10 protein-coding genes are annotated in these 12,539 nt (G+C 44.2%); 2 read left to right on the top strand and 8 right to left on the bottom strand.

From position 1 onward, the window contains the following. Positions 1–52: 52 nt before the first annotated feature. Positions 53–3,190 carry an error-prone DNA polymerase gene (locus ACI882_RS16670; RefSeq protein ID WP_411745021.1) on the bottom strand — a complete coding sequence of 1,046 codons (3,138 nt, stop codon included), beginning with the start codon at positions 3,188–3,190 and terminating at the stop codon, positions 53–55. Positions 3,191–3,261: 71 nt separating this feature from the next. Further along, on the bottom strand, positions 3,262–4,155 hold the full coding sequence (locus ACI882_RS16665) for a bile acid:sodium symporter family protein (RefSeq protein WP_411745022.1): 894 nt from the start codon (positions 4,153–4,155) through the stop codon (positions 3,262–3,264). A 108-nt stretch (positions 4,156–4,263) separates the two neighbouring features. Here ACI882_RS16665 and menA point away from each other — a divergent pair, with 108 nt between their 5' ends. Next, the gene (gene menA, locus ACI882_RS16660) at positions 4,264–5,154 is read left to right on the top strand and encodes a 1,4-dihydroxy-2-naphthoate octaprenyltransferase (protein ID WP_411746578.1); all 891 of its coding nucleotides are present in this window, start codon (positions 4,264–4,266) and stop codon (positions 5,152–5,154) included. On the opposite strand, the gene ACI882_RS16655 is transcribed toward menA, so the two are convergent. From ACI882_RS16655 to imuA, 3 genes are all read right to left on the bottom strand, one after another. Further along, positions 5,151–6,062, bottom strand: coding sequence for a cation diffusion facilitator family transporter (locus tag ACI882_RS16655; RefSeq protein WP_411745024.1), 912 nt, complete (start codon positions 6,060–6,062; stop codon positions 5,151–5,153). The two genes, menA and ACI882_RS16655, sit on opposite strands and share 4 nt — an antisense overlap. A 154-nt stretch (positions 6,063–6,216) precedes the next feature. After that, positions 6,217–7,608 (bottom strand): Y-family DNA polymerase, encoded by a 1,392-nt coding sequence (locus tag ACI882_RS16650; RefSeq protein ID WP_411745025.1) that lies wholly within the window; start codon positions 7,606–7,608, stop codon positions 6,217–6,219. A 3-nt stretch (positions 7,609–7,611) separates the two neighbouring features. Beyond that, a complete protein-coding gene (gene imuA, locus ACI882_RS16645; RefSeq protein ID WP_411745026.1) occupies positions 7,612–8,241 on the bottom strand; it encodes a translesion DNA synthesis-associated protein ImuA in 630 nt (209 codons plus the stop codon). Between the two features lie 145 nt (positions 8,242–8,386). Here imuA and trhA point away from each other — a divergent pair, with 145 nt between their 5' ends. After that, the gene (gene trhA, locus ACI882_RS16640) at positions 8,387–9,028 is read left to right on the top strand and encodes a PAQR family membrane homeostasis protein TrhA (RefSeq protein ID WP_411745027.1); all 642 of its coding nucleotides are present in this window, start codon (positions 8,387–8,389) and stop codon (positions 9,026–9,028) included. Here the strand turns inward: trhA and ACI882_RS16635 are convergent. From ACI882_RS16635 to glp, 3 genes are all read right to left on the bottom strand, one after another. Then, the gene (locus tag ACI882_RS16635) at positions 9,016–9,411 is read right to left on the bottom strand and encodes a CBS domain-containing protein (protein ID WP_411746577.1); all 396 of its coding nucleotides are present in this window, start codon (positions 9,409–9,411) and stop codon (positions 9,016–9,018) included. The two genes, trhA and ACI882_RS16635, sit on opposite strands and share 13 nt — an antisense overlap. Before the next feature lie 26 nt (positions 9,412–9,437). Beyond that, positions 9,438–11,171: a DUF342 domain-containing protein gene (locus ACI882_RS16630; RefSeq protein WP_411746576.1), complete on the bottom strand. Its 1,734-nt coding sequence runs from the start codon at positions 11,169–11,171 to the stop codon at positions 9,438–9,440. A gap of 123 nt (positions 11,172–11,294) precedes the next feature. Next, a complete protein-coding gene (gene glp, locus ACI882_RS16625; RefSeq protein WP_411743794.1) occupies positions 11,295–12,530 on the bottom strand; it encodes a gephyrin-like molybdotransferase Glp in 1,236 nt (411 codons plus the stop codon). Positions 12,531–12,539 lie beyond the last annotated feature (9 nt).

Genomic DNA, 12,539 nt, shown 5'->3' with positions numbered 1-12,539 from the left:
GGCTAATAAATCTGCAAGTAATATTTTGGCTTTATTAGGTAGCTAATAGTTTTTAGTGGTAATTTCTGGATTGCATCGCCATATCACCTAAAACATGACTAAAGCCTTTTATTTCTTGCGCGATTATATGCACGACATCGCTGTCGGGTGACTTTTCGAGTAAGCCTTTTATGATGACCAGCTTTTCTGTCGTTAATATTTTTAGATGTTCTTGAGCCACCGCTAACCAAATAATAATATTCATATTTCCAGTGTGATCCTCTAAGGTTAAAAATGTAACGCCGGTAGCGGTTTTAGGCATTTGTCTATTGGTTATAAGGCCGCTGACGACGATGGGTATTTTTATTTTATCTGTGCGGTCTTTATGACGTTTTTTTTGTTGCTCCAAGGCTAACTCAAGTAACTGATCCGCAGTCGGTGTAAGTGGCAAAATACTTTTTTCTCGTAGTAGCTTCAACACGTGCTTACCAAGAGATAGCCCTGTTGAGTTGTGATCCTCAACAATATTTTCAAAATCATCGGGAGCATCTAATAGGGTGCCGTCATCGTTAAATGCCTCAAGGAGAAGGTCTTGTTGCATAGATAACGCCGCTGTCTTCCAGCGGGCTTGATAGCGATGGCCCGCTATTTCAGCTAAGGCATCAGCGCTGGCGAGAGCATCTAAGTCACTTGCTGTTAACCCTGGTACCTTTTCCAATTGATTAAGTGAGCGATAACCTTGGGGTGGCCGATAAAGTAACAAGCTTAAACCCGCGCGTTCGCTTAGACCCTTTATACGCCTTAACCCTAGCCTCAGAGCAATATCTCCTGAGTCGCCTTCTAAATGACTGTCCCACTGGCTGTGGTTTATACTGACAGGTAACACTATCACATTATGGCGCCTAGCGTCTTGGACTAACTGTGACGCCGAATAAAACCCCATTGGTAAACTGTTTAATAAAGCACAGCAAAATGCCGCAGGGTAATGGTATTTAAGCCAACACGAAATATAAGCGATGAGTGCAAAACCGGCGGCATGCGATTCAGGGAAGCCATACTCGCCAAAGCCTTCTATTTGTCGATTAATTCGTTCAACGTAATCTTCTGGGTAACCATTGGTTAGCATCTTATCAGTCAGTTTTCCGCGCAATGCACTAATGTGTCCGCTCTTTTTCCAACTGGCCATAGACTTGCGTAAATCATTGGCTTCATCGGCACTAAAATCTGCTGCTACCATCGCTAATTTAATAATCTGCTCTTGAAAAATAGGAATGCCGAGTGTGCGTTCTAACACTTCTTTGAGCTCCGGTTTTGGATACTCAACTGCTTCGATGCCCATACGCCTTTTTAAAAACGGATGTACCATATCGCCATGGATTGGGCCGGGCCGCACAATGGCCACCTGTATGACTAAATCGTAATAGCAGGCGGGCTTTAGGCGCGGTAGCATATTCATTTGTGCTCTAGATTCTATTTGGAACACGCCAACGGTATCGGCTTTTTGTATCATTTTAAAAACATCAGGGTCATCGCGAGGAATATCTTGAATACGAATAGGCTGTTTATAAACATCGCGAATATAGTCAAATGACTTGCGAACAGCGCTGAGCATGCCCAGAGCAAGAATATCTACTTTCATTAAATTGAGTGCTTCTAGGTCATCTTTATCCCACTGAATAACGGTGCGGTCTTTCATTGAGGCATTTTCAATGGGAACCAAATCACTAACAAAGCCTTCGGTTAAGATAAAACCGCCAACGTGTTGTGATAGGTGCCGTGGAAAACCTTTGATTTCGGATAGCACATATTTGAACGTATCAAGCTGAAACGATGACAACCCTAAGCCGTCATTTACAATCTGATCTATCCAATTAGACCCGCGGTAGCGCCAGCCATAGTTGGCAATTTTTTGGTCGAGCTGTTCTATATTCATACCGAGTGCTTTGGCCACATCGCGCATTGCACTTTTACGCCGATAGGTTATGACCGTAGCCGCTAACGCCGCACGCTTACGGCCATATTTTTGGTAGAGGTATTGAATCACTTCTTCACGTCGTTCATGTTCAAAATCGACATCAATATCGGGCGGGTCATTGCGACTCTCAGAGATAAAGCGTTCAAAAAGCAATGAAGCTTCTTGTGGGTTTACTTCAGTAATACCTAAGCAATAACAGACGATTGAATTTGCTGCGCTGCCTCGGCCCTGACATAAAATACCTTGGCTTTTAGCAAAGCGAACGATGTCATAAACGGTGAGAAAATAGTGCTCGTATTGTTTAAGCTTGATCAACGCCAGTTCTTTGTTGATAGTCGACAATATGTCGCTGCTAACGTTTTTACCAAAGCGCTTCTGTGCGCCTTGTTTAACCAATAATGCTAAATATTCCTCGGCGCTGTATTGCCCTGGTAAGGTATCTTTTGGGTAGTTGTAGCAAATAGAATTAAGCTCAAAGGTGCATTGGTTCGCAATTACCATCGTTTGTTCAAGCCAGTCTTTTGGGTAGAGGCGGCTGAGTTTTTTTCTTGAGCGTAGGTGGTTTTCTGCATTGGGTTTGAGCAAGTGGCGAACCTGCTCAATGCTTTTGTTGGCTTTAATTGCCGTTAAGCAATCATGGAGTAACTTTCGGCTTGGTATATGCATTAGTGGTTGGCTGCTAGCGACAATGGGCAGTTTATGCATCGCCGCACAATCGGTTATACGTGACATGTATGAAGCCGCGCCATTGTCTAAGCTGTTTTCTGCCAGTAGCCAGAGCCGAGTAGGGAATTGATGTTTTAGATGTTGCAGTGTCGAAAGATCAGATCCTAGGCGAGGTAAGGTGTATAGGCATAGGCAGTCTGATAGCAGTTTGGCAGATAAGTCTTTGAGGTAAACGCAGTACTCGCCTTTCTCGCTGCGTCTCCTTGCTCGAGTGATGAGTCGACATAATTGCTGGTAGCCTAGCTCGTTCCTGGCTAGCAAGACCAGGTTGTGGCCATCTATATAAAATTCAGAACCAATGATGAGTTTTATGTTTAGACTTAAGCGTTCTCGTTGTCGCCATGCTCGAACCACGCCCGCGATAGAGCATTCATCGGTGATGGCGAGTGCTTGATAGCCTAATTCTGCCGCGCGCTGTATTTGCTCCTCAGGGTGGGAGGCTGCGCGTAAAAAGCTAAAGTTGGTTAAACAGTGCAATTCAGCATAGTTGGCTTGGGGGTCGTTAGGCATTTAAATCGACAAAGTCTGTATATGTGTACAGTATAGAGATTGAGTGTTTGAATACCAGTATTAAGCGAAAGTTAAGTGTTTTTAATTGTTACTAATGCAGCCTCAGCTTGCTTATCGGACTGTTGTAACCAAGCAACAAATACAAATGCCGGCAAGTTCATGAGCAGTCCATACATGAGCGGAACAAAGGCTAGAGCAGGCTGGTGCATAATAGCTAACGCAACCATCATTGCGGTGCCTGCATTTTGGATGCCTACTTCAATGGCAATGGTGCGTTGGCTTTGCTGCGGTAGCTGAAAGGACCTAGCTAACCAATAAGCTATTAGGATTGAAGTGCTAGAAAGTAACAAAATAGCTAAGGCATTGAGGCTAATCATGCCCTGTACCACGTGAAAGTTGGTCGCCATTAACGCAACAATGATCAATATCATCGCAATGGTTGCAACTTTTTTGACAAGCCCTTGGGTGTTCAGAGCCCAATTGGGTGCGAAGTGGCGAATGGACATGCCGATCAGCGTTGGCGCAAGAGTCACGACTGCCAGCTGTTTAATGGTTGGGATTAAAGGTAATTGAAAGGCGGAGAAGGAGTCACCGCTGTAGCTTAAAAAGGTCAAGAAAAAAAGCGGTAGTAGAAACGGTGATAATAAGCTAACGATTCCCGTTAAACTGACACTGAGTGCTAAATCGCCTTTGGCAATAAATGAAAAAAGGTTAGAAGTAGCACCGCCAGGGCAAAGCGAGACCAAGAATAAGCCAGCCGCAGCTTCCGGTGATAAGGGTAAAACAGTAATAATGAACAAAGCGAGAGCAGGCAAAAAGAACAGTTGTAAGCCAAGCCCTAGAAACGTTGCTTTAGGCTGCATCGCGACACGTTTAAAGTCTGCAGTAGTAAGCCCTAAGCCCATACCGAGCATGACAATAGCAAGTACCATGGGGAGCAGTATTTGCGAAACAACCTGTTGCATGATGACACCTTTGTAATTTAAGTAATCAGATTCTAAGATAGATCGGTTGACTGTGGGTTGATATATGGCACTCTTTAATCAACTATAGCTTTGAAAGTGTGAATTTTCTTGATATCCAAAAAACAGCTCAATGCGTGGGCTTTGGCTAGCCGTCCGAAGACTTTAGCAGCATCGGTGGCACCTATTTTACTCGGTGCAGGGTTGGCCTACTACGATGGTTATTTCCATGCATTTATCTTTTTTTGTGCGTTGTTGTGCGCACTGCTATTACAAATTGCCGTCAATTTAGCAAACGATCTATTTGATGCGCAGGCCGGGGTCGATACTGATCAACGCATTGGTCCGGTGCGGGCGACACAGTCGGGGTTGATCTCAGTCGTTCACATGCGTCGGGCGCTAATTTTGGTCAGTGTCTTAGCATTTATTCTTGGTCTGGTATTAGTGTTGAACAGCCATTGGGTCTTAATGGTGTTGGGTTTGGCTGCATTAGTCGCCGTATTCGCTTACAGCGGAGGTCCTTACCCTTTGGCATCTCATGGCTTAGGTGAAGTGACCGTGTTGGTTTTTTTTGGTTGGTTAGCTGTGGGTGGCAGTTATTTTTTGTTCACAGGAGCCATCAACCTTACCGTATTTGGCTACGGCACCGTGGCAGGTTTATTTAATGCGGCTATTATGTTGGTTAATAATATTCGCGATATTCCAACAGATAAAGCTGCCAATAAAAATACCTTGGCGGTTAAATTAGGAGCGGTTCGAGCAAGACAGTTATATCGTTTACTGTTAGTTGTTGGTCTGATATTACATCTTGTTGTCTCAATTGACTTAGGGCTTTATTCAATACTTGCTATTGTTGCTGTTGCGCCATTGATGCGCTCATTACTTCTACAAATTAATATTCGCAAAGGCGCAGCACTTAATATTCAACTGGCAAAAACGGCTCAATTAGTTGCTGTTTATTGTATGAGCTTAGCGGCCGTTTTAACCTTCATGAGTTTTTAGTGAGAGTGCGGTTGCGCAGGTTCATCTCGGCAGCCTTGCTCTAAAAACTCTAACTCAATGGTTGTGTGTTCAAAGTCATACTCTGATAAACACGCTTGAATAGTTGCTTTTAATTCACGTTGACGTTGGATGCCTATCTCGCTATGAATTACAACGTGCGCTGATAACACATTGCGGGCTCCATCGAGAGACCAAATATGAAAATGATGAACGTCTTTTATATTAGGAATGCTTCTAATCCTATTTTCGAGTTCACGATATTCCTCTGTATCGGGAGTAGCTTGTAGAAAAACACGGATGGTTTTATAGAGCGTTTTACCGACATTTAACAAAATAAATAAGGTAAAACCAATAGAAAGAATTGGATCTAGAATTGGCCAGTCGAAAAAATATAGAATAATGGCGACGACCAGAACGGCAACCCAGCCTAAGACATCTTCAAGCAGGTGTAAGTTCAGCATTCGGTCTGCTAATGTTTTGCCGTTGCTTAGTTTGTAGGCCGCATAGCCATTTACTATTGTACCTAAGATAGCCAAGCCGATCATGCCTTCAACCATGGGCATTTGTGGGTTAAATAAACGTGGGATACTTTCAGTGAAAATCCAAATAGAACCAATAATCAATATGGTGCCGTTAATAATTGAGCCTAATAAAGTAAAGCGCCGATAGCCATAAGAGAACGCCTCATTATGTGGTTTCTTACTGATTCGGTTCAAAACCCAAGACAGGCCTATTGCCAAACTATCACCTAAGTCATGTATGGCATCGGCCATAATCGCAGTACTGTTGGTTAAGTAGCCGCCAATAAATTCAATAATAGTGAAACCAAAGTTTAGAAAGAACGCCCAGGCGATAGCGCTGCCAGAATCGGGGATAGGGTGATGATGGCCAGAGTGATGATCGTGCATAGTGGTTCCATTGATTTAGGGTAACAATCTTAAGACTAAAGCTTTGACTCGCTTCAAGGTCAAGCGTTAAATTCATCTAGCTTGACCTTTTCAATAAAGTTAGCCGGAAGCTAATAGACTGAAAGCCAGTTTTCGATTCTTTTAATGGCTATTGTTATGCATACACCCCCTGTAAAAACCATTGCCCATCATCCCGACGATATATCCAATGCGTTTGCTCATCTAAGGTGGCGATGTAGTAATCTCGACGCGTAGGCGTGGCGTCCCACCAACCGCCTTCTATCCGCTCCGGCCCACTGATAACCTGGTACCTATTAATATTAATAGGTTTTGCTTGTGGCAAGAGAAACGTAGGCCATTGTTTTGGAAATAGAGTGTATTGCTTTTGCCGTGAATCAAGCAAAGACGTCGATGCTTCTGGTCTTGGGTCAGCCTCAACAGAAAGTGTGTGTACTTGTTCGGTGCCGAGCCGTGCAATTAGAATAGACTGCATTAAATCGGCATCGGCTTGGACAGGGCGGTCGCCGAGTAAGTCTTTAGGTACTTCTCGAAAAGGCAAGAAATCTTTAGCGCGTAGAGAGACAGAAACCACGGGCGCAATCAGAGTTGTGTGATCTAATTGGGTTTGTAACAGAATCAACCAGTCAGCTTGTAAATAGCTTCCGCGCACCGAAGGGATAGCCAGTACGCTGGCACGACCATCACGGTGGGTTAATTTAATCAGTATTCTTTCACACAATAATTGCCGACTGCGTAGATACACTTCTAAATGCTCAAGGCAACGTCTAAGAGGGAATAACAAGCCTTTAGCGTGCTCGGCTTCGTAGTTGAGATGGATGGTTTGTAAAAAACTGGCCGGCAGCTCAAAACGAGTCGAGGGTTGATTATCCCGCTCAAGCTTATTGAGGTGATCGACTAACTCAAACCCAAACCGGTAGCCCAGTTCCTTGCGGGGCATTTGTTTCAGCTTGTCGTACTGTCGGATACCCATGGCGATTAACTTTTTCTCAATGTTGGCTGGTAATCTCAGTTGTTCTACCGCCAATTGATTGAGTGCCTGAAGCACAATGTTGTTATCTTCAGTGCAACAGGCAACGCCAGCTTCTGCCAATAGTTTAGCCGCATTAGGTGTATGGCCAGTACTCATCTGAAATTGAAAGCCACTGTCTGCGAGGCGGTTGTGTAGGTGTTGCCAGTAATTGTCTAGGCCCTCAAAAATATTTAACATGGAGCCGGTTTCGAGCAATAAACCCTGTGGCGGTATTAGTGTGATTTGTGCCGCATGACGGTAGCAAAGCAACGCTAACTTCTTAAGCGCTTCGGCTTCAGTGGTTAAATCGTAATTGGCAATGGCGCAATCGGCCAGTAAGCAAAAGGCGGTTTTCTTATTCATGCCCACTCGTACACCTTGCTCTTGGGCGATAGAGTTGCATTGAATTACCGTCTGAAGCGCTGGCGCTAATAGTAATTGGGGCAGTGCTCGAGAGTCGCCTAAAAACTGCGCCTCTAATGCCAAGCGTGGAAAATGTACATGCAGCCATAACATCGCTTAAGGCGACTTGGTAAAGTGAAGGGGTAGTTCAAGGCTGACGTTGTTCAGCGGCCAACCAGCGCGGCGCTTAACAATATCTAAAGAGTTGGGGCTGTTAATTTTGATGCGCAGTGCAGCAACACTGGGTTGGTTTAAAAACCGAACCGGTCTGAGTATAAAAACTGGCGTGCTCGATTGCTCGGCCGCGAGTTGAATACGGCGCATTAACGCTTTATCTAGTTTCTCAAGCCAGACCACCGCCGCCTGGCAGCCGCCGCTTTGTAAGCTCTTTTCTAAGCTGTGACAAAGATCAGCGGGCTTGGTCGCACGTGCAAGCAACAGGCGTTGAGTATTGAGTTGCCATTGTTGTAGTGCCGGCGCGCAGGGCAAGTAGGGTGGATTTAACCAAAGCTGCCAGCCTGTATCTTGCCGACTGAGCTGTGCGAGGGCAGGTAAAATTAAACGTAATTCACCCGTACCGTGTTGCGGGTACAATATTTCACTGACAGCGGCTACTGGCCAGCCACTGCCCGGAAGCTCTGCATCGAGTGCGGCATAGCCAGTATTTAGGCCTGCTACCTGAGTTTCCTGCCAGTGACGGGCAGTCCAAATATGGCCTTGCTCAGCAAGCGTGGAAATTAGGTTCATAGTGATCCATCCGATTTAACTGTACATCTATACAGTATATTCAGATGGTTTTATTTTACTAGCACAGAACGGCGATAGACTAAAAACCTTGCAATTTTCAACAATAAATATACAGTTGTATATTATTCGAATGAGAGGATTCAGTGTGTCAAAACAACTACCCGTTTACAGCTCGCGCGAAGAGTGGGCTAACGCATTAACACACGGCTTTGGGCTTGCCTTGGCCATTACCGCTTTTATCTGGATGATGGTTATTGCTACATCGGCCGAGAGTGTCAAGGTATTGGTCAGTGCCGCAATATACAGCGCTACATTAATTTTTATGTTCTTAGCTTCTACCTTATATCACTCAGTTCAGAAGCCTGCTGCGCGTATAGCACTGCGGCAGGTAGATCACTTAGCAATTCTTTACCTTATTGCAGGCTCTTATACACCTTTTACCTTAATCACTTTATCAGGCGGATGGGGCTGGAGTGTCTTTGGTATTGTGTGGGGGTTGACCGCGGTCGGTACCGTACTGCAATTGACCGCTGCACGGCATTTGAAAGGTCTAATGGTCGGCTTATATCTATTGATGGGCTGGACGGTGGTTGTCGCTATGAAGCCATTAGTAGCTAATTTAGCCACTGGCGGCTTGACGTTATTGGTGGCTGGTGGCCTTGCCTATACCGTCGGAGTCGCTTTCTATGTAAACAAACGAATTCCCTATAACCATGCAATTTGGCACTTATTTGTCTTAGCTGGAGCTGGGTGTCACTGCTTAGCCATTGCGCTTTACGTGTTATAGATATGATACCTAAGAATATCTTTCCACGTTAAAATGCCGTCAATATTATAGTCTGCATCGACAACGGGTAGGCAACTGATGTTGTTCTCCAGAAGTAGAATTGAGGCCGTATTAATGGGCGTTTCTTGATCAACGCTAATGACGGGAGTGGTCATGATATCTTCGGCGGTGAGTGTTTGCGGAAACTCTAGATTATCATTGCGAACCTGTTCAGAAATGTTCTTTAAAATATCGCGATCAGAAATGACCCCTAGCAATAAGCCTTGATCTTCGACGAGAAGGTGATGAAAAGCTTCTCGCTCAAAAATAGCTTGCATGGTCGTAAAAGAACTGGTCGCTTCAACGGTATAAACCTTGGCAGTCATGATATTTTTTACAAGCATTTTATCAAACCTAGTATAAAGGGTAATTATTTTTTCTTCACAACTTTACGACCATTGTGAATGAATGTATTAGCGTTAGATTCCAGTTGGGTAATAGAACGGCCGTTATATATCGACATAAAAACATTGGGGAAACAGGTTTTTGTCGACGTGATAAATGGCTCATTTTCTAAATCAAACATAGATTCCAAATTAGTAATACGTGACTCAATATCAGACAGAATACCTTTGAGCTCTGTCACTGCCTGATTGATTTTTGCAGATTTTTTGGCTTCAAGGCTATTGGCAATTGTGATCTTGTCTGGTGGTATTTTAAGCAGTAACTGATTTAGACTGTGTAATTGTTCTTGACGCTTTGAATGCAAAAACTTTAATTTTTTATGGAGTAATCGTTCTTCGCTATGATTACCAACTTGGAGTTTGGTTTTGTTATAGGCTTGACTGCCGAGTACTTTAGCGACAATTGATTGACCAGCAATGGTTGTGCCACCCACTAGTTTACCTTTACCACCATTCTGGCCAAGCAAAACCGTACGTCTAGCTTCTGTCCAACTATTGAAAATATATTCTTTGGCTTCAATATTAGTCGCGCTTAACTTAGTGACGTTGGCATATTTTAACGAGATATCTCCAGCAGCAATAAGCTCGCATTCATAATTACTCGGAACATCATCATCCATTTTTATGTCATCTACAGAGTCTTGAATATCCTCTTTTTGAGAGGCTTTAGAGTCTGCCTTGACAATGGCTCGTTCACCTTCAGCATCGCCTACTGCACCACCTTGAATAATGATGTTCGCGCCCGATTTTAGAAAGGCTCGCTCAACCGTGCCTTTAACGAAAATATCTCCTGTAGCAATAACTCTCATTCCTGGATTTACATCGCCTTTGACTTCGACGGATCCTCTAAACTCAACATGGCCGGTCGATAAACTGATGTCTTTAAAGTGTAGCGTGGGGTCTACTTTAACACCACGCGGAGAAAAAACGGGGTGGCCGTCTAGATCAGCAATAATGACATTAGCGTCGTCAGGTGAAAGACTAACGCCTACGAAGGGCATATTGAAGGGTACATCTTTACCACTCTCAGGTTGAATTAAATGGCCAAAAACATCTTGGCCAATTTTACCTGGGTCGGCTGGGATACGCTTCAATAGCGGTGTACCTTGAGTGACATCTAAGTAGAAACGCCCTGCTAAAAAATCAATTTGATCCTTATCATCAGGGGTGAGGCTTTGCTCTTCTTGGTCTGATACCAGTTGAATAAACTCCGTATCTTTTCCGCGAATTGGGTATTTGCCACGAGCAATTTCCAATTCGACTTCAAATGTGGCCTTCAGTGCACTTTCAATTGCATTTTCAAGGATGCGCTTCTCGGAAATTGACTTGTTCGATATTTCCTGCAATAAAAGGTCTCGAGAAAGCGCAGTACCGCCTTTTGCTGGAAAAATGCTAGCAAAGGCTCGCATTTTATCTGTGCTGATACTGACAAGTACGTAGGCATCCTTTTTTGAACCGATAATGATTCGACCAACTTGAGCTTTTTTAACTTTATTGAGAACATCATCGATTGCACCGGGCTGAATGTCCCAGTGGTCTACACCCACCAGTTTGAGCTTGTCGTGTATTGTTTGTGCGGTTAATAACTCTTGAAAATCTGCTTGTTGAATCACCGCAAAGACAATACCCGTATCGAGGTTAACATCGATATCTACTTGAATCCCGGTTTTTGGATTTAATGCAGTTTCGGTTTTGGTCATGTTCAGCAATTCAGGTAGCAGTGAAAGATACTTTAATTAAAGCATCATTCTGCTAATTTGCCAGTGAATGGTATCAGCTAGTGCCACTAAGAACGAACCAGCTCTGAGTGGCACTTAAATTGGCTAGTTTAAAATTTCGTCAAATAACCAAATAGTGACATTTTCGCCAGCGTTTACAGGGCCTCTGTCTTGTTCCAGTGCTATATAGCAATTTGCATTGGCCATTGACGATAGTATGTGCGAACCCTGCCCAGCGGTGGCGGTTTCAACCTCAATTATATCGTTATTTACAGTCCAGCTCCCCCTTTGAAAGTCCATTCGACCCGGTGTTTTCTTAAAGCTATTCAAGGCGATAGCCGGTAGGGTTTGCATTGGAGAATAACCAATATTTTGATGTTGCCGAATTGCTTGCGCGGCCAATAAGTGAAACGTAACTGCAGCAGATACCGGGTTCCCAGGTAAGCCAATAAAGTAACTGTTGGGTAATTTACCGAAGGCAAAAGGTTTGCCGGGTTTTATGGCAAGCTTCCAAAAATCAATACTGCCCATTTCTTCTAAAACTTCTTTAGTGTAGTCAGCCTCACCAACACTGACACCACCCGAGGTGACAACAAAATCACATTGTTGATCAGCAAGTGAAAACGCTTCTCTAAAAAGATCACGATCATCAGGGATAATGCCATAGTCGATAACCTCAACGTTAAGGCGCTGCAACATTGACTTGATAGAGGGTCCGTTAGAATTGTAAATGTCGCCAAGGTTTAGCATCTGGCCAGGGGTTTTTAATTCATCGCCGGTTGAGAGCAATCCAACTAAAGTTTTCCGGTAAACCACTACTTGATCAATACCGGCACTGGCAAGAAGCGCTATATGAGCCGGCTTAATGCGAGTGTTGGGTTGGACAACTATCTGTCCTTGTTGAATATCTTCTCCGATACGTCTTACGTTATCGCCGGGCTTGGGCGTGCTGGTAAATTGCACAGTGCCTTGATCACTCACGATAGCATTTTCTTGCATGATAACTGCATCGGCACCTTCTGGCATAACGGCGCCCGTCATGATCCGAATGGTTTTGCTAGGGTCGAGCGACCCTTGGAAAGGGTCGCCAGCAAATGACTTACCTTGAACTTCAAAAGCATGTGCAAGTGCAAAGCCAGACATAGCGATGGCATAACCATCCATAGCAGAATTATCGAAGCCTGGCGCATTGCAAAGTGACCTGATTTCACTTGCCGTCACGCGATTATGCGATTCCTCAAGTGGCACCGTTTCAGTTTGTTGATTAGCGGAGACTAGTTTTAAAATATTACTAATACCGTCTTCAAGTGGCATTAAGCCAGGTTGGTCACAGCAGCCCATGTCAGCTCC

The sequence above is a fragment of the Reinekea sp. genome, assembly GCF_046710285.1.
In the GTDB taxonomy this organism is placed as follows: Bacteria; Pseudomonadota; Gammaproteobacteria; order Pseudomonadales; family Natronospirillaceae; genus Reinekea.
The sequence above is the reverse complement of the archived record's forward strand: the minus strand, read 5'-3'. Positions and strand labels throughout refer to the sequence as shown.